This is a genomic window from Hydrogenothermus marinus, from assembly GCF_003688665.1.
In the GTDB taxonomy this organism is placed as follows: domain Bacteria; phylum Aquificota; class Aquificia; order Aquificales; family Hydrogenothermaceae; genus Hydrogenothermus; species Hydrogenothermus marinus.
Genome location: NZ_REFO01000010.1, coordinates 78,891 through 102,057, shown reverse-complemented (window position 1 = coordinate 102,057; position 23,167 = coordinate 78,891). Strand labels below are relative to the sequence as shown.

Below are 23,167 nucleotides of genomic sequence, written 5' to 3'. Positions count from 1 at the left end.
GTAAATGTACAATTTAACAGTTAATGAAGCTACTTTCGTAATAGTTGATCTTGAGACTACAGGATTTTCACCAAAAGAAAATTCTGTAATTGAAGTTGCAGGAATAAAATATCAAGGTGGAATGATAATAGGCAAATTTTCTCAATTGGTAAAACCTAAAGAAGAGTTTTTATTTTCTCATATTACAGAGCTTACAGGTATTACAAATAGTATGGTAATAGATAAACCTTATTTTGAGGATATTTATCCTGAGTTTTATAAATTTATAAAAGATAGTATTTTAGTAGGACATAATATTAAGTTTGATTACTCATTTTTAAATGAAACTCATAAATTTTTATATAAAAAAGATTTAAAACTACCTTCTATATGTACAGATAATCTTGCAAGAAGAATTTTTCCAGAATTAAGGAAAAAATCCTTAGAATATTTAGCTAATTATTTAGGAATAAATTTTTACCAAAAGCATAGAGCAATGTCAGATGCAGAAGCCACATTAAAAGCTTTCCAAGTAATGCTTAACTTCCTACAAGATTATAATATTAATAAAGTTATAGATATTATTAGGCTATCTCAAGGAAAGCAAATAAACAAAAAAAATAAAACAAAAAGATATGTTTAAACGTTAAATCTAAATAGCATTACATCTCCATCTTGAACTACGTAGTCTTTACCTTCTATCCTTACTGCTCCTGCCTCTTTTGCTTTTTGCATAGAACCATATTTTATAAGCTCATCATAATTTATAACTTCTGCAGCTATAAAACCTCTTTCAAAATCTGAATGTATTTCTCCTGCTGCTTGTGGTGCTTTTGTTCCTTTTTTTATAGTCCATGCTCGTGTTTCTTTTTCTCCAGTTGTAAAGTAAGTAATTAAATCTAATAAGTTATATCCTGTTCTTATCATTTTATTTAAACCGGGTTCTTTTAATCCATAAGCTTCTAACAGCTCTTTTCTTTCTTCTTTTGGTATTTCTATAAGCTCTTGTTCTACTTTTCCTGATAAAACAACAACAGGAGCATTTTCTTTTTCTGCTTTTTCTTTTATCTGTTTTACATATTGATTATCTTCACCTTCAGGAAGGTCTTCCTCTCCAATATTTGCTACATACATTATTGGTTTTAATGTTAATGGGAATATTGTTTTTCTCATATATTCTATTTCTTCTTCTGAAAATTTATCTAAGTTTGTTCTAAGAGGTTGAATATTTTCAAGTATATCTTTAGCTTTTTCTAAAGCTTGTAATTCAAATTTTGCTTCTTTATTACCTGATTTTGCAGGTTTTAAAACCTTTTCAATTCTTTTTTCTACTGTTTGAAGGTCTGCAAGTATTAATTCTGTTTCTATTATTTCTGCATCTCTAACTGGATTTACACTTCCTTCAACATGAACAACATCACTGTCTTCAAAACATCTTACAACATGAGCTATTGCTGACACATTTCTTATATTAGATAAAAATTGGTTTCCAAGTCCTTCTCCTTTAGATGCTCCTTTTACAAGTCCTGCTATATCTACAAACTCAATTGTAGCTGGTATTATTTTTTCAGAATTTGATATTTCTGAAAGTTTTTGAAGTCTTTCATCTGGAACATCTACTATTCCTACATTAGGGTCTATAGTACAAAATGGATAGTTTGCTACACCTGCTTTTGCTGTTTCTGTTAATGCATTAAATATTGTTGATTTTCCAACATTAGGAAGTCCTACAATACCTATATTTAACTTCATTTTTCCTCCAATTTTTTTGTTGAAAATTTATAAAAAATTTAAGAAACTTCAACTTGATTTTGTATAAAATAAAGATTTTCAGTAAATATTTGATCTAATCTTTTTAAAAGATTTTCCTCATTTAGAAAAAGAGCTACCTTTTTATCAAAAGGTATTTCAAAAATAAATTTATACTTTCCGTCTCTTTGATGTTTGATATAAATATCAAATTTCAAATCTTGATAAGTTCCTGTCATCCATATTTCTTCTGTAGGCTTATAAAAAAAAAGTTCAAAGCCTTTTTCTGAAGCTATACTTTCTAATTTTTGTAAGATTTTTTCCATTATAAGCTCCATATAATAATAACCTTAATTATTATATTTCAATTTTGATTAAATTTTTTAATAAGTTGTTGTCGGCAATATATTTTTTATCTTCTATTATTAAATAGGGATAAAATTTATACTTAGTAAAATAAACAAAATCTGAAAAATTATCTTTATAATATTCATCAAATAAAAATTTATCACCTGTTTTAAAAGCAGATAATAATATTAAAAGTTTTGCATCTTCAGATGAGGAAAGCTGGAATCTTTTTATTGCTTCTGTGTAATGTCTTTCTGTAATATGCTTGCATCCTCTTAAAAACCATTTTTCATCTATCGTTAGATTTTCTTGATTTAATAATTCCTCAAAATATTCTGTTTTTAGTTTTTTACCTTCTTCAGAAATAAACTCTATTTTGCTTTTTCTAAGAGTTTTTGGATCCATTTAGTTTCCTATATAGATTTTGTAAAAATTTTAACTGATTTTCAGTTTGAGGTAAGAAACCTTTTTTTAAAACTTCATCTATTGCTGAGTTGTAATCTTTTCCTTTATATATTAAATATCCTGCTAAAAATGTACCACTTCTTGCTTTCCCATATTTACAATGGGCTACTACTTTTTTCCCTTGTTTTAAAAGTTGATCTATATATTCATAAACTGCTAAGAAATCTTCTTCTGGAATAGGATCATACATATTAAAAGGTATTCTTATAACCTCAAAACCAGATTCTTTCTGTTTTTCTGCTATAAAATCTCCGTAACTACCTTTAAGTAAATTTATAACAGTATTTACTCCTTCTTTTTGCCATATGCAAAGCTCTTCAGGTTCTGGTGCTCTACTACCGCCTATATTCTCTGTTATCCATCTAATCATTTTTTTATCCAAAATATTCTAAGGCTCTTTCTAATCTATGTTTTACTTTTTCTATTCCAATTACTTCTACTAAGGTAGCTACATCTACTCCTGAGGTTTTTCCTGTTAGAGCAACTCTAATTGGCATAAAAAGTCCTTTCCCTTTTACTTTCAACTCTTTTTGTATCTCTTTTGTTATCTTTTTAAAATCTTCTTTAGTAATTTTATCTTTGTCTTTTATTTTTTCATAAAAAGTTTGTACTACTTTATATCCTGATTCATCTTCTAAAAACTTTTTAGCATCTTCATCATATTCAAAATCATCTATAAAAAATGGTTTTGCTCTTTCTCCTATCTCCATTAAAGTTTCAATACTATCTCTTATTGCTTCCATTACTTTTTTATAATACTCAAAATCTGCTTTATATCCGAAGTTTTCAAAGAAAGGTATAGCTCTTTTTGTTAAATCTTCTAAATCTAAAATTTCTCTAATATAAACTCCATTTAGCCATTTTAGTTTTGCTCTGTCAAATACTGCAGGTGCATTATGAACATCTTTTATATCAAATTCTTTTATGATTTCATCAGGTGTTATTACTTCAGAATCTCTTTTGGGATGCCATCCTAAGAGAGCAAGTCCATTAAACATTGCTTCCGAAACATATCCATCATCTCTAAATGCTCTTAATGAAACTGCGCCATGTCTTTTTGATAATTTACTTTTATCTTCTCCAAGAATTATTGGAAGATGAGCAAATTTTGGTTCTTCAAAACCAAGAGCTCTATATATTAAAATCTGTTTTGGTGTATTTGATAGATGGTCTTCTCCTCTAATTATATGGGTTATCTTCATTAATGCATCATCAATAACTACAACAAAGTTATAAACAGGCGAGCCATCTGAACGAACAATTACAAAATCTCCAAACTCATTTACATTTATTTCTACTGTTCCTTTTATTAGGTCTTCAAAAGCAATTACTTCTCCATCAGGAACTCTAAATCTCCAGACATAGCTTTTACCTTCTTCTTCTAATTTTTTTCTCTCTTCTTCTCTTAAGTTTCTGCATTTACCACTATATCTTGGTGGTCTTCCTTCTGCAAGTGCTTTCTTTCTTTCTTCTTCTAACTCTTCAGGTGTGCAATAGCATTTATAAACATGTCCAGATTGTTTTAATTTTTGAAGATATTTATTATAAATTTCTGTTCTTTCTGATTGTCTATATGGGCCATAATCTCCACCGACATCTGGTCCTTCATCCCAAGTAATTCCTAGCCATTTTAAATCATCTATCAATGCTTCTTCATACTCTTTTTTTGATCTTTCTTTGTCTGTATCTTCTATCCTAAGTACTAATTTTCCATTATTGTGTCTTGCAAATATATAGTTAAACAAAGCTGTTCTTACATTTCCAAGATGGATATATCCTGTTGGGCTTGGTGCAAATCTGACTCTTATCAATAAAATTCCTCCATTTAAGTTTTAGACTTATATTTTAACTTAAAATTTGAGAAATTATTAATGCAACAAGTATTCCTAATATTAATGCTATTAAGGATAAAATTACATTAGATATTCTTTTTAGCTCTCTATCTGCATATTCAATAATGTATCTATTTTCTTTGTATAAAAGTGTTTTAAAAAGTTTTTTATCTATATGCTCTATAAACTCATCTTTTTCCAAATCTACTTTAGCTATATCTCTCCATTTATTTTCAAATTGAAAATACATCTTAATTTCTAAAACTCCTTTTTCTATACTCCCTCTTATTTTATAAAAATAAAAAAATTCATTTATCTCTTTAATATCTTTTTCTGCCAAATAAGAAAAAATCTTTTGAACTTTTTCATCAACAGACAAAGCAGTTTCTATATCCTTTAAAACTCCCAATTTTAAGCTCCAATTAAAATTCCTCCCATTCTTTTTCTTTTTTCATTTATAAATTTTTGTACTTCTTTCCAACTTCTAGTATTTAAAATATCTTTTTTAGTAGCCCACCCTCTTCTTGCTATAGCAACTCCTGCTTTCATATATTCAAAACTTCCTAAATTATGACTATCTGTTGATATTACAAGTTTTACTCCTTCTTCTACTGCTTTTTTAACCCATATATCATCTATATCCATTCTAAGTGGTTGTGAATTTATTTCTAAGGCAGTTCCTGTTTCTTTTGCTTTTTTTATTACTGCTTCTAAATCTACTGGATATCCTTCTCTAACTCCTATTAATCTACCTGTTGGATGACCTATCACATTTACATAAGGATTTTCCATAGCTTTTAAGATTCTATCTGTATTATCTCTATTAAAATGAGAATGGATAGAAGCAACTACCCAGTCTAATTTAGCTAAAATCTCATCTGGAAAGTCTAAACTACCATCAAGAAGTATATCTACTTCACTACCTATCTTTATAAAATCAAATCCTAAAAGCTGATTTAATTTTTTTATTTCTTCAATTTCTTCTAAAATTCTTTTTTCATCTAATCCATGGGCTACTCTTTGAGATTTAGAATGATCTGTAATAACTATATATTCATATTTATAATGTTCTTTTACAAATTTTGCTATATCTTCAATACTGTTAAATCCATCAGACCATGTTGAGTGAATATGCATATCTCCTTTTATATCTTTTAACTCTACAAGCTTAGGTAGTCTATGTTCTAAAGCTGCTTCTATTTCCCCCCTATCTTCTCTAAGTTCTGGTGGAATAAAATCCATACCTACAGATTTATAAACACCTTCTTCTGTTTCTCCTGCAATTTTTTCTCCGGTATCTACTTTAAAAACTCCATACTCATTAATTTTTAATCCTTTTTCTTTTGCTATCTCTCTAAGATGAACATTATGCTGTTTTGAACCTGTGAAATATTGAAGTGCGGCTCCCCATTCTTCATTTTTAAAAATACGAAGATCAACCTGTCTTTCTCTACCATTTGATGTCTTTATAATTACGCTTGTTTTTTTCAGACCTTTTCCAAGTACTTCCTTAACCTCAGGAAGTTTTACAAAGTAGTCCATTATTTTTTTTCTATCTTTATCTTCTGCAACTACAAGAATATCAATATCTCCTATTGTTATTTTTCTTCTTCTAATACTTCCTGCCACTTCTACTTTTTTTACTTCTTTTAATTTTTTTAGCTGTGAAACTAAATAATCAGATAACTCTAAAGCATGCCATAAAAGCATTCTTCTTTTTGATATTTCATACATTTTTAATGCTTTTAACATATTTTGTACTTTTTTAGGGCCAAATCCTTCTAATTTTTCTACTCTTCCATCTTCTAAAGCTTTTATAAGCTCTTCTTTTGTTTTAATTCCAAGTTCTTCGTATATCTTTTTTAAAGATTTTGGACCTATTCCCGGAAGATCTATAAGCTCAATAAAGTCTTCTGGAACCTTTTTCTTTAGTTCTTCATATTTAGAAATTTTTCCTGTTTCTATATACTCTTTTATTTTTGCGTATATACTTTCACCAATTCCTCTAAATCTTTGTATTTTACCACCTTGAATATAGTTTCTAATATCATCTGGCAAATCCTCTATTACATGTGCCGCTCTTTGATAGGCTCTTGCTCTAAAATTATCATCTAAAAACTCATAAATTGCTGCCATTTTGTAAAATATATTTGCAAGGTCTTTGTTTATGTTATACATTTGAATACTCCTGTTTTATTATTAATAAAAATAAAAATAATCTATTTTCGCAGGTGTTGCAATGAAAAAAGATAACTGTTTTATGAAAGTTGCAATAGAAGAAGCAAAAAAAAGAAAAGGCTTAACTCATCCTAATCCAACAGTTGGTGCAGTAATTGTAAAAGATGGAAAAATAATTGGAAAAGGTTTTCATGAAAAAGCAGGAAAGCCTCATGCAGAAAGAGAAGCTATAAAAGATGCTTTATCTAAAGGATACGATATAGAAAACTCTACAATGTACATAACTTTAGAACCTTGTTGTCATTATGGAAAAACTCCTCCTTGTACAGATGCAATTATAGAAAATAAGATAAAAAGAGTAGTAGTTGCCACATTAGATCCTAATCCATTAGTAGCAGGAAAAGGTGTAGAAATATTAAGAAAAAAAGGAATAGAAGTAAAGGTAGGTGTTTTAGAAAAGCAAGCTAAAAATTTAAATGAAGATTTTTTTGTTTATATAAAAGAAAAAAGGCCTTTTATCCATCTTAAATGGGCTCAATCTATTGATGGAAAAATTGCAACTTTTACAGGAAGTTCTAAATGGATAACAGGGAAAAAAGCAAGAGAATATGCTCATAAATTAAGAAATGAAGCTACTGCAGTTTTAGTAGGAACAAATACTGCTTTAAAAGATAATCCATATTTAACAGTTAGACATATAAAATCAGAAAAACAACCAATTAGAGTCTTAATAGATAAAGATTTAAAACTACCATTAGATTTTAATATCTTTAATAAAGATGCAAAAACCGTAGTTTTAACTTCTGAAAATGCAGATAAGGAAAAAATTAAAAAGCTACAAGAAAAAGAAAATATAAAAATTAAGATTTTACCTTTAAATAATGGATACTTTACAATTAAAGATATTTTGAACTCTTTATATGAAGAAGAGATAATGCATCTTCTTGTTGAAGGTGGACAAAATATTATTACCCAATTCTTAAAAGAAGGCTTATACGATAAAATTTCTGTCTTTATAGCACCAAAAATTATAGGTGAAGATGGAATATCAGCTGTTGGAAAGCTGAAAATAGAGGATATTAAAGATAGTATAAACTTAAAAAGAAGTAAAATAATAAGCTTAGATGAGGATACTTTACTTCAGTTTTATAAGGTAAAATAAAAGAATGAAAATTTTAACTAAAATATTAATAAAAAGATTTTTATTCTATTTTTTTGTTCTAAATGGAATTTTTTCTCTAATTGTTATTTCTTCTCAAATGCTTAGCTTACCTTCAGTTTTTTATCATATAAATATTTTTAGATTTTTAGAATCTTTAATACTTATTAATCTTTCTTTCTTTAAACTACAACTTCTGTTTTCTTTTGGAATTGCTTTTTTACTTTTAGGTATAAGTATAAGAGAAAATAGAGAGATATATGCTATTTATTCTTCTGGAATTTCAAAATCATTTTTTAGAAAAATAATAATTACTTTGTCTATTCTAGTAGCTGTGTTTTCTGCATTAGTAAGCTTTTATATAGTTCCAAAAGCAAACAGAGAAAGAACGAAATTTATTACTGTAAATGTTAAAAAATATTTTTTAGATGCTATTCAACCTAAAAACTTTAAAAATCTTCCTGGTAATTATATTATCTATATATCTAAAAAAAATAAAAATAATATGAAAGATATTCTTATTTATAACAAAAAAACAGGATATTTAATAACTGCACAAAATGCCATATTAAATGGTAATTATTTAACTCTTTTAAATGGAATTGTTCAAATTCCATCAAAGGAAGGTTTTAGTGTTTTAAAGTATGAAAAATATATATTTAATCTGGAAATTGAGTATTTAAAAAGCTATTCATTTAAAGATTTTGAATTGAAAAACCTTTTGGCTCTTACTAAATCTAATATAAAGGAAGAAAAATTAAAAGCTATTTCTGTAATATTTGAAAGAATTGGTTATATAATTCCTTTCTTTTTTCTTGGAATTATTGGATTTTTCTTAGGTATTAGTATAAGTAAAGAAAAAGATTTCTTACTTGCAGTATTTTTAACTATTCTTATAATTTATATTTCTATAAATTATTATTTAATAAAACTAATTCAAAAAGGTAGCTTAAATCCTTTATTATATATTTTTATAATTACTGTCATCCTTTTTAGTATATCTCACTATTTATATAAGAAAAATTAGAACTTGAAATAAACCTATCAAAAATCCAATTACTGCTCCTAAATATGTAATATATTTTAATTGATTTTCCGAAATGCCAATAATTATCTTTTCTAAGGTTTCAATATTAATATTCATTAATGTATCTTTTATTATTCCTTTTATATCAAGCTGAGAAATAATATAAGGAATTTCTTCTTCAATATTTTCTATTATCTTATCTGAGGATTTTTTATATAAATCTTTTTTTATTTTTTCTTTTATAATAGGAATTAATTTGTCTATAGCTTTTTCCAATGCAGAAGCAACAAAAAATCCTTTTATGCTTATTTTTCCTAAGGATATACCTTCTTTTATACCTTTTTTAATATCTTCTGCTATTTCATCTATAATCTGGTTAATAACAATCTCAACTCTTTTTTTTACTTTCTCTTTATAACCTATCTGTTCCAGCATCTGAATAATTTTTTCTTCTGGCAAAAGATGTTCTGCCACTGTTTGAGCAATATTTTCTGCAATTTTTTCTCTTTCTTTTGGAATTAAACCTGGTGTAAAAGGAAGTGTATATCCAAAAAATTTTACTTCATTATATGGTCTAAAAAGCATCTTTATAGCTAACCAGTTGGTAATATAACCTATAAAAGCTCCAACAATAGGAATTAATAAAATCTTTATTTCCATATATACCTCTTGCATTTATAGAATAAACTTTATATAATATATATCCTAATGTGGCCAGGTAGCTCAGTTGGTAGAGCACGCGGCTGAAAACCGCGGTGTCGGCGGTTCGATTCCGCCCTTGGCCACCATTATTCAATAATATATTTTTCCTCAAGTTCTTCTAAAAGCTGTTTTACTGATTTATTTAAAACTGGATGTATAAAATCTGGTTCTAAATCTACTAAAGGCTTTAAAACAAAATCCCTTTCATAAATCCTTGGATGTGGTATCTCAAGATTTTCAGACTTAAAAATTAAATCTTCATAAAAAAGAATATCTATATCTATCTCTCTTGGACCCCAATGGAACCTTTTTTTTCTACCAACCTTTTCTTCTATTTCTTTTAGTTTTTTTAAAAGTTCTTCTGGCTGAAGATTTGTATATCCAACAATTGCAGTATTTATAAAATCATCTTGATTTTCATATCCATAAGCTTTTGATTTGTAAAGTTTTGCAAGCTTTATATCAAAAACAAAATCAGATAATAAAGATATTGCTTTTTTTATATTCTCTTCTTTATTTCCAATATTTGAACCAAGTCCTAAAAATATTTTCTTCATATCTACCGAAAATTATATAATAATTACTAAAACTATTATAAGGGTAAAAATGAGAAAAATATTAATTTTATTAGTTATATTTAGCTTTTCTTATGCTTCTGTAGATGATTTATTAAAAGAAGCATCTTTTGAAATTACTGAAAAAAGAATATTAAAAGATTTCAAAATTGCTTTTGAGTCTTATAATGAAGGTCTTTACAATATTACAGAAAAAAGCTGCCTTGATTTTCTAAAACATGCTTCATTAAATGATAAAAACAGAGGAAAAATTTTAGAACTACTTGCTTTTACTTATTTTAGAACAAGAAATTACTGGGCAATGGAACATTATGTTGAGAAAGAGTTAGAAAAAGGAAAGAAATTTTTAGATGATGATACTCAAAAAAGAGTTTTTGTTCTTTTATATAATCTTTTTTTAAATAAACCGAAAAAAGCAAAAAAAATAAAAGAAAAATTTAGATATATATGGGATATAAAATATAAAAAATTAGATTTACCTGATGAATTAAAAGATTTTACCCCTTATGTAAATATATTTCCTTATAATGATACAAGATTAATCGGATTAAACAAAATATATTTTTCAGATGAAAATCAAACTTTATATGAAGTTGGATACAAAACAGATATGGGTTATGATGAGTTAAGGGAATCTAATCCTTTTTTAAATCCTTTTGATATTAGAAAAGGAGAGGCAATATTCTTACCAAGGAAAAGATTAATTCCTGCTTTAAAACCAAAATCAGATGAGATATATATAAACCTTACGGAAAAAAGACTTTATTATATATATAAAGATAAATATGTAATCACTTTTCCAATAGGTATTGGCACAGATGACGCAAAATCACCAGTAGGAATGTTTAAAATAACAGAAAAAAGAGAAAATCCTGCATGGTATGTACCTGATAATATAAGAGAAGAAAATCCAAACTTGCCAAAGATAGTTCCACCGGGACCAGATAATCCTCTTGGTATAAGAGCTATGAGATTAGGATATAGTTCTTATCTTATTCATGGTACAAATAAAAACTTTGGGGTAGGTTTAAAGGTTAGTCATGGATGCATAAGACTTTACAATAGAGATGTTAAAAGATTATATGATTTAGTACCTGAGGGAACTAAAGTTTATATTTATGAAAAATTTATAAAAGCATCTTATATAGATAATAAAAAATATATCGAAATACATGCTAAAACTAAAAATGAAATGGAAAAACTAAATCTAAATATTTATGCTAAAAAAATAAATGAGAATTACTTAAAATTTGTAAAAAAAGAGAGGAGAGGATTTAGCTATCCTCTCTATTAATACTTATTTTTTTAACAATCTTTGCTGAATTAATTTTTCTAAGTTTTCGTTAGTTCTTTTTAGCTCTTGTTCTAAATTAGCTATACTTTCAGAATTTTTATCAGCTTTAACATTAGCTTGATTTGCTTTGTCTAAAGCTTGATTTGCTAACGCTTCAATATCATTTAATTTTTGTTTAATTTCATTATCCCCTACTTTAAGTTCATCAATTGCAGATTTGTTATTACTTACATCAGTTTTTAAAGTTGCTATATCTTGTTGAACATCAGAAAGTTTTTTCTCAAGTTCAGCTTGTTTTTGCTTTACAGGTTCTAACTGCTCTTGAACGTAAGCTTTTGTAGCACAAGAGCTAAATACTGTACCTGCTAAAACTGCAATAGTTCCTAATTTTAAAATCTTTTTCATTTTGATTCCTCCATATTTTATAAATTTAATTTACAATACTAATTTTAACCCATAATTAGAGTTTCGGCAATTTTAAAAATTTATAAAATCAAGTATAAATTTCATTTATATTTCTTTTTTTCTTCCTTTTCCTTTTCTTAGGTATTAAATAATATCCTAATTTATCTGCAAACTGAACAAAGATAGTTCCAATAACTGCCATAAAAAGAACATATATACCAACAACTGGAATCAGTTTTGGTGGTGTATATTTTGCCATTACAATAGAAAACTCTCCTCTATTTATAATAGAAAAACCAGTTATTATTGAACTTCTTTTGGAAAGACCATAAATTAAACCACCTATTAATCCAGTTAAAAATTTTCCAAATATAGATAAAATGATTATCACTAAAAGTGCAAATATATATTTTTCTTCTATATCAAGAGAAAAAGTTATAGAAGCTCCAAAAAACATGAAGAATATTGCTACTGCAAGTTCTTTAATAGAAATAAGCAAACTTTCTACTTCTTCCCCTTTACCAGTTTCTGCTATTAACAATCCTGCTAAAAATGCACCTAAAGCCTCAGAAAGCCCTATTATTTTTGTAAATCCAGCAAATAGAACTATAAAACCTAAAGTAAAAAGTATAAAAATATCATCTTCTAATATATTTTCTATCAATTTTGATATATATTCTTTTAAATATTTTGATATTAGCCAGATACCGACGAAAACTAAAGCTATTTTTAAAAATATAATATTTATTTCTAAAAAAGAAGGATTTGTACCTATTGAAAATGCAGCAATTATTGCAAGAATTACAGGTGCTACAATATCCTCAAATACCATTAAACCTAATATTAATTCTGTTTCAGGGTTTGCTATTCTATGATTATCTATTATAGTTTTTGTTGTAATTGCAGAAGACGATGCATAAGCAATACCTCCAGCTAATAAGGATAAATATAAACTAAAATGAAAAACAAGATACATTACAGCAAATATTAAAACGAAATTAAATAAAAAATCCAAAGTACCTATCGGTAATATTTTTTTGCCTGTTTCTATTGCTCTATCAAAATTAAACTCAAGTCCAAGATAGAAGAAAAGTAAGATTATACCAAGTTCACTAAGTTTTTCTATAGTTTCATCATGATGTACTAAACTTCCTGCAAAAATTCCAACTAGGATAAAAAATAGAATAGATGGAAGTCTTAAAACTTTACCTACGATTCCTCCTATAAAAAGAGAAATCATTAAAATGCCAAATAGTATAAGGAAATTAAGACCAAAAGCACTATGCATTTATTTTAAACTCCTTAATAAAATGTTCTATCTGTTCTCTTGTTCCAACTAATACCAAAGTATCATTTGGTTTTATAATTTCATCAGGAAGTGGGTTTATAATAGTTTCTTCTCCTCTAATAATAGAAATTACAGTAACTCCTGTTTTTTTTCTTATCTCAAGTTCTGATATTTTTTTATTAGCAAGAGGTGAATCTAACGGAACTTTTACCCATTCTATAGCAAGGTTCTTAACTAATACTTCTTGTAGCTTCTCTTGTTCTGGTTTAAAGTACGTACCTGTTAAAATACTTCCAAGTTGAGTTGCTTCCTCCTCATTTAATACAATATCACAAAGAGGGTCCTCCATATCATCTTTTTCAAAATAAAAAATTTCTCTTTTACCTGTTAGATGAATAACTGTAACAATCTTATCTCCATTAGAAGTTGTTATTGAGTATTTTTTTCCTATCCCTGGTAGATCTGTTTCTTTAAACTCCATCTTTTCAAACCTCCTATTTAAAGACATTTTTTAATATAAATAAAGCAGAAGATTCTTTATCCATTGGTGGTATTTCTATTTTTTCTCTATTTTTAAAAATTATTATTCCTGTATGCTCTCTACTACTAAAAACATTTAACTTGTTTGCTACTATTACATCTAAATTTTTTCTTTGTAATTTATCTATTGCATTTTCTAGGATATTTTCACTTTCTGCTGCAAAACCTATTAAAACTTGATTTTTACTCTTTTTTTCTCCTATAGTTTTTAAAATATCTGGATTTGATTCTAATTCAACTATTGGCTTTTCTTTTGCTTTTTTAAGTTTTTGTTTACTATATGTTTTAGGTTTAAAATCTGCAACTGCAGAATTCATTATTATAATATCTACTTCAGGTAAATATTTCATAACTTCTTTATACATATCTTCTGCAGAAACTACATCTATTTTTTCAACTCCATAAGGTTTTCTTAAACATGTTGGTGCTGAGATCAAAATTACTTTTTTAGCTCCAAGAACGTAAGCCATTTTTGCAAGGGCATAGCCCATCTGTCCAGAAGAATTATTAGATATATATCTAATAGGATCAAAATATTCTCTTGTACCTCCTGCACTAATTAAAACTGTTTTATCTTTTAAAGGTTTATCTTCTATTGAGTATAATATTACTGTTTCTATATCTTCAATATCTGCAAGTTTTCCTACTCCTTCTTCACCACAAGCAAGGATACCTTCTTTTGTTTCTACAAAAATATAGCCTCTTTCTTTTAATATTTTTATATTTTCTTGGGTGGCTGGATTTTGTAGCATTTTAGTATTCATTGCAGGGGCTATAACTATTGGTTTATCATAAGCTAAAGCTACGGATGTTAAAAAATTATCTGTTAAACCTATTCTTAATTTTGCCAAGGTGTTTGCTGATGCTGGTGCAATTACAAAGCTATCTGGCCATCTTGCCATATAGATATGTTCCAATCCTGTTTCTCCATCTTTCCAGTCTGATAATACTTCATACCCTGTCAAAGCTTTAATAGTTAACTCTCCTACAAACTGCTTAGCAGAAGGTGTCATAATAGCTTTAACTTCTGCCCCTTTTTTTTGTAAATGTCTTATAAGATCACAAGCTTTATATGAGGCTATAGAACCTGTTATTCCAACAAGAATTTTTTTATCTTTTAAAATCATGCTATCTCTCTAACTTTTCCTTCTTCTACATAATATATCTGATCTGCTGCATCTTCTATTTCTCTATCATGGGTCACTATTATTAGCTGTTTTACATATTTTTTATTTTTTAGTTTTAAAAGTATATTTACAAGTTCTTCTCTTCTTTGTTGATCTAAGTGGATTGTAGGTTCATCAAGGATTAAAAACTCACTTTTATTTCCAAGAAGATGACTTAATGCAAGTCTTAAAGCAAGGCCTAATGCTACCTTTTGGCCTCCACTTATTGCTTCAGTAGATATGAATCTATCTTTTCTTTCATAGGTTGGTACTTGTATTGATATATCAAAATTCTCAGAAAACATAATCCTTTCAAAATTAAATCCAAATGCTTTAAAAATTATCTCTGTTCTTAGTGGAAGTTCTTTTAATGCTTTATCTCTTATTATTTTTTGTATTCCTCTTGGACCAAGAGATATTTCAAGTTTTCTATATTTTTCTGCTTTTTCTTTTAGTTTCTTAAGTTCTTCTTTATTTTTTTCTAAATTTTCAATTTCTTTGCTTATAACTTTTTCTTTCCCTTCTACTTCTCCAAGGTTTAAGATGATAGGATTTAGTTTTTCATGTATTTGTTTTGATTGAGTTTCAAGTTCTACTAATTTTTGTTTTTCTCTTTGTAGATTTTCTTCTATATTTTCATATTCCTTTAACTTTTGGTTCAATATATGAATATTTTTATTAATAGTATTGATTTTATTTTCTAAATCTTCTAAATCTCTTTGAATTTTTTCTTTTTGGGATATAAACCCTTTTACTTTTATATACTCTTTCTCTTTTTGTTTTAACTGATTTATCTCTTCTTCTAATAATTTTATATCTATAATCTCTTCAATTTTTAAATCTTTTAGCTGACTTTCTATCTGTCTTATATTATTTTCTATACTTTCATTTGATAACTGCTTTACTACTTTTTTACTTTGAATATATGTTTGATAGTTTTCTTCATTTTCTTTTAAAAATTTTTCTATCTCTTCTTTCTGTTTTTCTAAATCTTCAAGTTTTTTTAATCTTCTTTCTATAAGTTTTATTTTTATATTTATATCTTCTTTTTCTTTTTTTGCTTTTTTATGCTCATCATAAAAACTTTGAAACTCTTTTAAAAGTTCTAAGGATTTTTTCTCTTCTTCTAATTTTCTTCTTTTTTCCGTTCCATGTTTTTTAATTTGCTCTATCTTTTCTTCAAGCTCTTTTTCCTTTTCTATTAAATCTTTAATTATTTCTTCTTTTGAATGAGATTCTACAGGTCTTAAACATTTTGGACAGTTACCTTTTAGATTTTCTATATCTCTTATTTGCTGTTTAATCTCTTCTATTTTATTTTTCAAGGTTCTATGTTCTGTTAATAAATCTTCTCGTTCTTTTTGGTATTTTTCTATTAAGAATTCACTATCCCTTATCATTGATTTTGCAATTTCTGGATTTAGCTTTAATGTATTAAATATTCTTTTTAGTTTTGTAAGCTGATTTGCTATTTCTAAAGCTTGGTTTTGGGTTTCTTTTAAAATATTTTTTATTTGTTGTAGTCTTTCTTCAAGTGCTTTAATCTGTCCTTTTTGTTGAGAAAGTTCATTTATTTTTTTATTTAGATGTTGTAATTTTTCTTTATTTTCTAAGTAATTTTTTGCAATATCTTCTAAATTTTTTATATTTTCTAAATTTTCTTCTAATTGAGATTGTTTTTCCTTTAAGTGGCTTAATTTTTCTTTAAGTTTTTGAGATTGTAAGTAAGCTTTATATATCTTTTCTTTTTCTTTTAATTGCTCTACATACTTTTCAAGTTCAGGTATAATTTGTTCTTTTTCTTCTATCTGTTTTAATACTTCTTTCTTTTCTTCTATTTGCTGATTTAGTATTTTTAAATTTTCTTGATTTTTATCTATTTTTGCTAAAATCTTTTCTTTTTCTTCTTTTTTAGAAAATAAGCTATCTACAAGCTGATTTTGTATTTTTATTTTTTCTTCTATATCTGCCTTTTCTTTTTCTATTTTTATTTTTTCTTTTTCAAGTTCAGCTTTTTTTTCTTGTAATTTAAGTATTTCTTTTTTTAAGCTTTCTTCATCTGGTAATGTTTTAGATATTGCTTCTATCTGTGTTTCAAGATTTCTTCTCTTTTCTCCATATTTATCAGACAAAATCTGATAAAGGCTCATATCTAAAAGCTCTTCAAAAACTTTTGTTCTTTCTTTTGGTTTTAGTTCTATAAGTCCTTCTATATCTCCTTGTTTTACAAGAATTGAAGTTGTAAATGTTTTTGATGCTATTCCTGTAAGTTTTGGAATTTCTTTATTAATATTTTTTTGATAATAAAGTCTATAGCTTCCTTTTTCTTTTTTATAAACTGCAGAAAGAGTATTATGGGATTTCCCTGTAAGAGTTATTTCTCTATAGATTTTGTATTGGTTATTTCCTTTAAAAAATTCAAGCTCAACAATCGCTTGTCTTTTTCCCCATTGTACAAGTTCTGATATCTTTCCTTTAGAAGAGTTTCCATATAAAGCAAAGTATATAGCCTCTAAGATAGAAGTTTTGCCTGCTCCATTATCTCCAACTATTGCAGTTATACCTTCTTCAGCAAAATTTATTTTTGTATCTTCATGTGCTAAAAAATTTTTTATATTTATTGATTTTAAAATCATTACCTTTACTTGTTTTTCCTTTATTTAATTTTCTATATATAATTTCTTTTTAATTTAAAAGATTTTAACATAAGGTGTGGATACCTTAAAAGATATAACTATTTCTAAAAAAGACTATAGAAAAAAAGCAATTAAATATAGAAGGCTTGAAAAAAACTCAAAATTTATTCAAGAATAACGATAAAAAGCTATTATTCTTAAAACAATGTTAATAATGGATAAATTAAAATATTACTTATTTACTTCTCTACCTAACTTTTCTTCTACAGATTTTATTTTCCCTGTAAGTCTATCCTTTCTTCCTTTTCTTATATCAAATTTTGCAACTGCATAAACTCTATTTGCATAAGGTTCTAACTCTTTATAAGCTTTTGCTAAGATCTCTGTAGCCTTTTCCATACTATCAACTTCAAAGATTGTTGACATAGCTGTAAGTTTATAATTTATTCCTTCTTTTTCTATCATATCTATAATTTTACTTACATATTGGCTTTTACTTTCTCCAACATCTGTTGGAAACATTGAAAACTCAACTAAAACAGATAAATTTTCTGCCATTTTTATACCTCTTCTATGAAGTTTTAACTAAATTTATTTCAAAAGGTAGATTTATATTTTCCCTTTTACTCTAATCAAATATTTCTAATCAAACTGCATTATTTTTTTATCATATTTAAACCTTCAACTTTTTAAAATTTTTATTGCTCCTCTATCATATCTTTTATAAACTGAGGAACTGCTTTAAATAAAGATTTATAAATATCCTCATTTATATATTTTGTTTTTATATTTTTTAATTTTTTATAACCTTCATCATCTTCCAAAATATTTATATTATCTGATGCCATCGTATAGCTCCACATTCCTGCCGGATATGAGGGTACAAATCCTGTATAAACACCAAAATACTTAAAGGATTTTTTTATCTCTTTAACTGCATTCTTAAAAAACTTTTCTTGCAAGAAAGGACTTTCTGTTTGAGCTACCATTATTCCATCTTCTTTTAATGCTTCTTTTACTTTGTCATAAAAACTGCTTTTAAATAAAACTTCTGCAGGTCCTATTGGATCAGAAGAATCCATTATTATCACATCATAGTAATTTTTTCGCTCATTTAAAAACTCGTTACCATCTTCTATATATATTTTCACTTTATCATCTCTTAATTTTCCTGAAATATTTGGAAGGTTCTTTTCAGAAATAAGTATCACTTCTTCATCAATCTCACAAAGATCAACCTGCTTTATAGAAGGATGTTTCAATATCTCTCTTACACTTCCTCCATCTCCACCTCCTATGACTAAAACTTTTTCAGGGTTTTTATGCTTTACTAAAGCAGGATGTACAAGCATTTCATGATACATAAACTCATCTTTTTCTGTTGTTTGGATAGCTCCATCTAATACTAATACTTTCCCAAAATCTTGATTTTCAAAAAGATAAATATTTTGGTATTTTGAATGAACATTTTTTAGCTGTCTTACTTTTAAAGTTAAACCTACATTTTCTGTTTGATATTCTGTAAACCAAATCATTTAATCCTCCATTTAAGGTTTTATTACAACTGCTATATTTCCTTTTGGAATATATTTTTTATAAGCTTCTAATATATCTTTTTCAGAAACTTTTTGAATATTATTTATATAATCTTTATACATTTTGTAGCCAAATCCGATAGTTTCAAACCATCCTATATAATATGCTTGTTTTTCCCTTGTTTGTAAATCTAAAAGATAATGTCCGATTATTTTTTCTTTTGCAATATTTATCTCTTCTTTTGAAATTCCATTTTTTACAGATTTAAATACTTCTCTAATTCCATTTAAAGAGTCTTCTGTTTTTTGCGGTGCTGATGATATATAAGCTATAAGGTTTCCAATATTAATTCTTGTTGGATATACAGTTCCAACTGCATAAGCAAGCCCTCTTTTTTCTCTAAGTTGTTGGAATAATCTTGATGTAAATCCATTTCCAAGAATAGCATTTAATACTTTCATTGCAAAATAATATTTTTCTTTAGCTCTTGGTGCATTATATGCTACTAAAATAGTTGATTGGGCTCCTTCTCTTTTAAATTCTTTTGTTTTTTCTCCTTTTATTTCTAGTGAATATTTTGGAAATTGATAATCTTTATTATCAAGATCTTTTAATACATTTTTAATATATTTTTCTGCTTTTTCATATGGCATATCTCCAACAATAGAAAAAACAATTCTATGTCCATTTAATAACTGTTTTAATCTGTTTTTTAAATCCTTTTTTGTAATTGTTTTTAAATCCTCAATTTTCCCAAGAGGTGAATACTGGTAAGGGCTTCCTTTATAAACCTCTTCTCTTAATTTTTCAAAAGCATAAGAAAAGCCTTCTTCTTTTTTTGCTTTTATCTGGGCGATAGTATTTTCTATTTCTTGTTTTAGTTTATCTTCTGGAAAAGTAGGATTATAAAGAATATCCTTTAAAACTTTCATTCCTTTTTTAAAATCTTCTACTTTTACTGAAAACTCTATTGTAGAAAACTCTTCAGCTGTAGAGCTACTTATTCCACCACCACTATCTTCAAAAACTTTATTTATTTCAAATCCTGAATGATTTTTACTTTCTTTTAAAAGCATTCTCATTAGAATATGTGTAAGTCCTTTTTTGCCTTCAGGGTCTTCTATGCTACCTCCTTTTATAAATAAAACTCCTGATATTATTCCTTTACCTTTGGTTTGTTTATAAAGGATGGTAGCTCCATTTGGTAATATATGTTTAATCACTTTGTTTCCTCCTGCAAATGCTATATTAAAAATGAAAATTAAAGCAATAATTATTCTTATCATCTTAAACCCTCTTATAGTTTATATTTTAAACCAACTAAAACTTCTTTTTTTGAAATTTTTACTGATCCAAAAACTCCCCATCTTAAACTTAAATTCTTTTCAAGCCATTGTCCTATATATACACTTGATAAACCTATTACACCACCTGCAACAACATCTGAAAGATAATGTTTATTTTTATAAATACGGCTAAAACCAGTTAAAACAGGTATAGAATAAAGAATATAAGGCGTAATACCTTCATTATAATATTTTGCATAACTTCCAAAAATTGCAAATGCAAAAGCAGTATGTCCTGAGGGAAAAGAGTAATGGTCTGAGTCATCAGGCCTTTTTCTATGAGTTATATATTTTATAGGGAAAACAATTGATGCAGATACAAGTGCTGAGGCAATAGCTACTCTTGAAGCTTTGGCAAGTTTTTGATCTTTCAAATAATATCCTAAAGCATAAGTTGATATTGGAATTGCAATAGCATATCCGGAACCTGCTTCATTAAAAATATTTGTTGTTTTATCTAAAAAATCTGATTTATTTTTCTGAGTAAATTCTTTTATATCATTATCTATAGCAAATGAAAGCAAAGTTAAGCCTGCACCTATATAAAGAATTTTTTTATTAAATTTAAAATCTATTTCTTTTTTTTCTGTAGCAAATGCAAATAATGGAATTAAAAGTATAATGAAAAATTTTTTCATACTAAAAACCTAGTGAATATATTAATAACTACTTGATTTTAGCATAAAAATAAGCTCTATAAGTTTTTAGCAGTGTAAATTTAATTAAGATCCGTCTAAATATCTGAAGTGGAATGTCTATGGATTTCTATAAATAATCAAACTCTAACAGGAAAAATTTTTAAAGAAAAGGTGCCAATTAAGGCACCTATTTTATTGTTCTTCTGGGATGATATTTATTTTGATTTTTGCTGAAACTTCTGGATGAAGTCTTATAGTTATATTATAAGCTCCAAGGTCTCTTATAGGATTTCTAAGCATTATTTTTTTCTTATCTATTTCCAATCCTGTCTTTTCTTTTATTGCTTCTACAATATCTGCAGAAGATACTGAACCATACATCTTACCAGTAGGCCCAACAGGTCTTGGAATATCAAGCTCAAGTCCATCTATTTGCTGTGCTATTTTTTCTGCTTCTTGTTTTTGTTTTTCAAGCTTTCTTGCTTTTTGATTTAAAATATCTTGTACATGTTTTACATATCCTTCTGTTGCAGGATATGCAAAGCCTTTTGGAATTAAATAGTTTCTTGCAAATCCAGGTTTAACATCAATAATATCTCCTAATGTACCCCAACCTTCAACATCTTTAACAAGAATTACCTTCATATATAAAACCTCCTAATCACATTATTACATATGGTAGTAAAGCAAGTTGTCTTGCTCTTTTTATAGCAACTGCAAGCTTTCTTTGATGTTTTCCACAAGTTCCAGATATTCTACTTGGTACTATTTTTCCTCTCTCTGATATGAACTCTTTTAATATATCAACATTTTTATAATCAGGTTCTATTCCTTCTGCACAAAACTTACAATATTTTTTTCTTTTTTGGAAAAATGGTTTTTGTTGTGGATTATTTGCCAATTTAATTTACCTCCTTTGTTTAAAATGGTACATCTTCATCAGAAGATATATCTTCAATATCTTCTGGTAAGTTCATAGGCTCTTCTTTTTTAGGTGCTGATGAAGTTTGCTCACCAGCTGGTACATTCAACAAATTAATTTTAGTAGCTACAATCTTAATTTTACTTCTTTTTTCACCACCAGATGTTTCCCATCTATCTTGCTTTAATTGTCCTTCAATTAATACCTGTGTCCCTTTTGATAACTGTTTTCCAATTCTCTCTGCAAGAGCTCCAAATGTTTCAATATCAAAAAATGATGTTTCTTCTTTCCATTGATCATTAACTTTATAATTTCTATTAACTGCTATAGAAAATGCAGTAACCTGTGAACCTGAAGGTAAGAACCTTATTTCTGGATCTCTTGTTAATCTTCCAATTAAAAATACTTTATTAAGCATTTTTATACTCCTTTACTGCTTAAGCAGCAGTTTGCTCCTCCTTAGGAGGTTTAATCTTAAAGTTTAAAAATCTAATGATATTTTCATTAATTCTAAGATTTCCTTCTAACTTAACTGGTAATTGTGTATTTTCTGTTTTGTAATTAATAATGTAGTAATTAGCATTCCTAAAGTTTTCTATAGGATAAGCAAGCTCTTTTCTTCCCCAGTCTTCTTCTTTGTAAATTTCCCCTTCATTTGAAGTTATAAGATTTTTTACACCTTCAAGAACTTTTTTTAGTTCCTCTTCGGTAAGAGTTGGTTTGACAGCAAATACAAGCTCATAATACCTCATGCACATTCCTCCTTTTGGTTGATTTTAAATCAGCCTTCAGCTAAAAGCTGAAAGCAAGGATTAAATTAACTTTTTATTGCAACTATCTAAAGATTTGTCAACACCATATTTTAGCACATTTAATAAACATTTTCCTGCTTCATTAATTACTTTTTCAACTAACAATTTTTCATCTTTATTAAATGGTGATAAAACATAATCAGCAACTTGACTTTTATGCTGAGGTCTTCCTATACCAATCTTTAATCTTGGAAAATTTTCTGTTTTTATATTTTCTATAATTGATTTTACTCCTCTATGGCCACCACTTGAGCCTGATTTTCTAAGTCTTATACTACCAAGAGGTAGATCTAAATCATCATATACAACTAAAATCTCTTGAGGAGTTAAATTATAATCTTCTAATAAATTTTTAACTGCTATTCCACTATTATTCATAAAAGTTTGGGGTTTTACAAGTAAAACATCATGTTCTTTGCATTCTATAATTTTAGAAAAACAGCATTCTTTTTCTTTTTTAGGGCATTTAAGTAAAAAAGCCACAATGTCAACTACCATAAAGCCGACATTGTGGCGGGTATTTTTGTATTGTTTGCCAGGATTTCCTAATCCAATAATAGCTTTTATCAT

At 27.1% G+C, this 23,167-nt stretch carries 27 protein-coding genes and 1 tRNA gene; 5 read left to right on the top strand and 23 right to left on the bottom strand.

Annotated elements, in window-relative coordinates:
• Positions 1–4 precede the first annotated feature (4 nt).
• Complete coding sequence (locus tag CLV39_RS00940; protein WP_121922358.1) at positions 5–622, top strand: 3'-5' exonuclease; 618 nt, start codon at positions 5–7, stop codon at positions 620–622.
• On the opposite strand, the gene ychF is transcribed toward CLV39_RS00940, so the two are convergent.
• From ychF to polX, 7 genes are read right to left on the bottom strand one after another with little or no spacing between them, the layout of a single operon-like run.
• Complete coding sequence (gene ychF / locus CLV39_RS00935) at positions 619–1,731, bottom strand: redox-regulated ATPase YchF (protein WP_121922357.1); 1,113 nt, start codon at positions 1,729–1,731, stop codon at positions 619–621. The genes CLV39_RS00940 and ychF overlap by 4 nt on opposite strands.
• Positions 1,732–1,769: 38 nt before the next feature.
• A complete protein-coding gene (locus CLV39_RS00930) occupies positions 1,770–2,054 on the bottom strand; it encodes a hypothetical protein (RefSeq protein ID WP_121922356.1) in 285 nt (94 codons plus the stop codon).
• 31 nt (positions 2,055–2,085) lie between these two features.
• A complete protein-coding gene (locus tag CLV39_RS00925) occupies positions 2,086–2,481 on the bottom strand; it encodes a hypothetical protein (RefSeq protein ID WP_121922355.1) in 396 nt (131 codons plus the stop codon).
• Positions 2,462–2,911 carry a protein-tyrosine phosphatase family protein gene (locus CLV39_RS00920; RefSeq protein WP_121922735.1) on the bottom strand — a complete coding sequence of 150 codons (450 nt, stop codon included), beginning with the start codon at positions 2,909–2,911 and terminating at the stop codon, positions 2,462–2,464. Before CLV39_RS00920 ends, CLV39_RS00925 begins: the two co-directional genes overlap by 20 nt.
• A 4-nt stretch (positions 2,912–2,915) precedes the next feature.
• Positions 2,916–4,352 carry a glutamate--tRNA ligase gene (gene gltX, locus CLV39_RS00915; protein WP_121922354.1) on the bottom strand — a complete coding sequence of 479 codons (1,437 nt, stop codon included), beginning with the start codon at positions 4,350–4,352 and terminating at the stop codon, positions 2,916–2,918.
• A 34-nt stretch (positions 4,353–4,386) separates the two neighbouring features.
• The gene (locus CLV39_RS00910) at positions 4,387–4,782 is read right to left on the bottom strand and encodes a hypothetical protein (protein WP_121922353.1); all 396 of its coding nucleotides are present in this window, start codon (positions 4,780–4,782) and stop codon (positions 4,387–4,389) included.
• Positions 4,783–4,784: 2 nt separating this feature from the next.
• Entirely contained in the window at positions 4,785–6,551 is a 1,767-nt protein-coding gene (gene polX / locus CLV39_RS00905) for a DNA polymerase/3'-5' exonuclease PolX (protein ID WP_121922352.1), read from the bottom strand.
• A gap of 61 nt (positions 6,552–6,612) precedes the next feature.
• Between polX and ribD the strand changes: the two genes are divergently transcribed.
• Together ribD and CLV39_RS00895 are read left to right on the top strand one after the other, a co-directional pair.
• Complete coding sequence (ribD, locus tag CLV39_RS00900) at positions 6,613–7,713, top strand: bifunctional diaminohydroxyphosphoribosylaminopyrimidine deaminase/5-amino-6-(5-phosphoribosylamino)uracil reductase RibD (RefSeq protein ID WP_121922351.1); 1,101 nt, start codon at positions 6,613–6,615, stop codon at positions 7,711–7,713.
• A 4-nt stretch (positions 7,714–7,717) separates the two neighbouring features.
• Positions 7,718–8,737 carry an LptF/LptG family permease gene (locus CLV39_RS00895; protein ID WP_121922350.1) on the top strand — a complete coding sequence of 340 codons (1,020 nt, stop codon included), beginning with the start codon at positions 7,718–7,720 and terminating at the stop codon, positions 8,735–8,737.
• Here CLV39_RS00895 and CLV39_RS00890 read toward each other — a convergent pair.
• Positions 8,720–9,397 (bottom strand): DUF445 domain-containing protein, encoded by a 678-nt coding sequence (locus tag CLV39_RS00890; RefSeq protein ID WP_121922349.1) that lies wholly within the window; start codon positions 9,395–9,397, stop codon positions 8,720–8,722. The two genes, CLV39_RS00895 and CLV39_RS00890, sit on opposite strands and share 18 nt — an antisense overlap.
• 52 nt (positions 9,398–9,449) lie before the next feature.
• On the opposite strand from CLV39_RS00890, the gene CLV39_RS00885 reads away from it, so the two are divergent.
• A tRNA-Phe gene (locus CLV39_RS00885) sits at positions 9,450–9,525 on the top strand.
• On the opposite strand, the gene folK is transcribed toward CLV39_RS00885, so the two are convergent.
• Complete coding sequence (gene folK, locus CLV39_RS00880; RefSeq protein ID WP_121922348.1) at positions 9,526–9,996, bottom strand: 2-amino-4-hydroxy-6-hydroxymethyldihydropteridine diphosphokinase; 471 nt, start codon at positions 9,994–9,996, stop codon at positions 9,526–9,528. It abuts the tRNA gene before it with no gap.
• Positions 9,997–10,045: 49 nt separating this feature from the next.
• Here folK and CLV39_RS00875 point away from each other — a divergent pair, with 49 nt between their 5' ends.
• Positions 10,046–11,308 (top strand): L,D-transpeptidase, encoded by a 1,263-nt coding sequence (locus CLV39_RS00875; protein ID WP_121922347.1) that lies wholly within the window; start codon positions 10,046–10,048, stop codon positions 11,306–11,308.
• A gap of 3 nt (positions 11,309–11,311) precedes the next feature.
• Here the strand turns inward: CLV39_RS00875 and CLV39_RS00870 are convergent, their stop codons facing one another.
• The 14 genes from CLV39_RS00870 to pth form a co-directional block, all read right to left on the bottom strand.
• Entirely contained in the window at positions 11,312–11,713 is a 402-nt protein-coding gene (locus CLV39_RS00870) for a hypothetical protein (RefSeq protein WP_121922346.1), read from the bottom strand.
• Between the two features lie 88 nt (positions 11,714–11,801).
• Positions 11,802–13,001, bottom strand: coding sequence for a cation:proton antiporter (locus CLV39_RS00865; RefSeq protein WP_121922345.1), 1,200 nt, complete (start codon positions 12,999–13,001; stop codon positions 11,802–11,804).
• Complete coding sequence (locus tag CLV39_RS00860; RefSeq protein WP_121922344.1) at positions 12,994–13,482, bottom strand: cation:proton antiporter regulatory subunit; 489 nt, start codon at positions 13,480–13,482, stop codon at positions 12,994–12,996. Before CLV39_RS00860 ends, CLV39_RS00865 begins: the two co-directional genes overlap by 8 nt.
• A gap of 13 nt (positions 13,483–13,495) precedes the next feature.
• Positions 13,496–14,668, bottom strand: a complete 1,173-nt coding sequence (coaBC, locus tag CLV39_RS00855; RefSeq protein ID WP_121922343.1) for a bifunctional phosphopantothenoylcysteine decarboxylase/phosphopantothenate--cysteine ligase CoaBC — start codon at positions 14,666–14,668, stop codon at positions 13,496–13,498.
• Positions 14,665–17,343 (bottom strand): AAA family ATPase, encoded by a 2,679-nt coding sequence (locus tag CLV39_RS00850; protein ID WP_121922342.1) that lies wholly within the window; start codon positions 17,341–17,343, stop codon positions 14,665–14,667. The genes coaBC and CLV39_RS00850 overlap by 4 nt, the downstream gene beginning before the upstream one ends.
• A 231-nt stretch (positions 17,344–17,574) precedes the next feature.
• A complete protein-coding gene (locus CLV39_RS00845; protein ID WP_121922341.1) occupies positions 17,575–17,901 on the bottom strand; it encodes an MTH1187 family thiamine-binding protein in 327 nt (108 codons plus the stop codon).
• 140 nt (positions 17,902–18,041) lie between these two features.
• Positions 18,042–18,878: a polyamine aminopropyltransferase gene (gene speE / locus CLV39_RS00840; protein ID WP_121922340.1), complete on the bottom strand. Its 837-nt coding sequence runs from the start codon at positions 18,876–18,878 to the stop codon at positions 18,042–18,044.
• A gap of 12 nt (positions 18,879–18,890) precedes the next feature.
• Positions 18,891–20,165 carry a M16 family metallopeptidase gene (locus CLV39_RS00835; protein WP_121922339.1) on the bottom strand — a complete coding sequence of 425 codons (1,275 nt, stop codon included), beginning with the start codon at positions 20,163–20,165 and terminating at the stop codon, positions 18,891–18,893.
• Between the two features lie 11 nt (positions 20,166–20,176).
• A complete protein-coding gene (locus tag CLV39_RS00830) occupies positions 20,177–20,863 on the bottom strand; it encodes a phosphatase PAP2 family protein (protein WP_121922338.1) in 687 nt (228 codons plus the stop codon).
• A 192-nt stretch (positions 20,864–21,055) separates the two neighbouring features.
• Positions 21,056–21,508, bottom strand: a complete 453-nt coding sequence (gene rplI / locus CLV39_RS00825) for a 50S ribosomal protein L9 (RefSeq protein ID WP_121922337.1) — start codon at positions 21,506–21,508, stop codon at positions 21,056–21,058.
• Positions 21,509–21,524: 16 nt separating this feature from the next.
• Positions 21,525–21,764 carry a 30S ribosomal protein S18 gene (gene rpsR / locus CLV39_RS00820; RefSeq protein ID WP_121922336.1) on the bottom strand — a complete coding sequence of 80 codons (240 nt, stop codon included), beginning with the start codon at positions 21,762–21,764 and terminating at the stop codon, positions 21,525–21,527.
• A 19-nt stretch (positions 21,765–21,783) separates the two neighbouring features.
• Complete coding sequence (locus CLV39_RS00815; protein WP_121922335.1) at positions 21,784–22,203, bottom strand: single-stranded DNA-binding protein; 420 nt, start codon at positions 22,201–22,203, stop codon at positions 21,784–21,786.
• 19 nt (positions 22,204–22,222) lie between these two features.
• On the bottom strand, positions 22,223–22,543 hold the full coding sequence (gene rpsF / locus CLV39_RS00810) for a 30S ribosomal protein S6 (RefSeq protein WP_245960266.1): 321 nt from the start codon (positions 22,541–22,543) through the stop codon (positions 22,223–22,225).
• A gap of 54 nt (positions 22,544–22,597) precedes the next feature.
• The gene (gene pth / locus CLV39_RS00805) at positions 22,598–23,167 is read right to left on the bottom strand and encodes an aminoacyl-tRNA hydrolase (RefSeq protein WP_121922333.1); all 570 of its coding nucleotides are present in this window, start codon (positions 23,165–23,167) and stop codon (positions 22,598–22,600) included.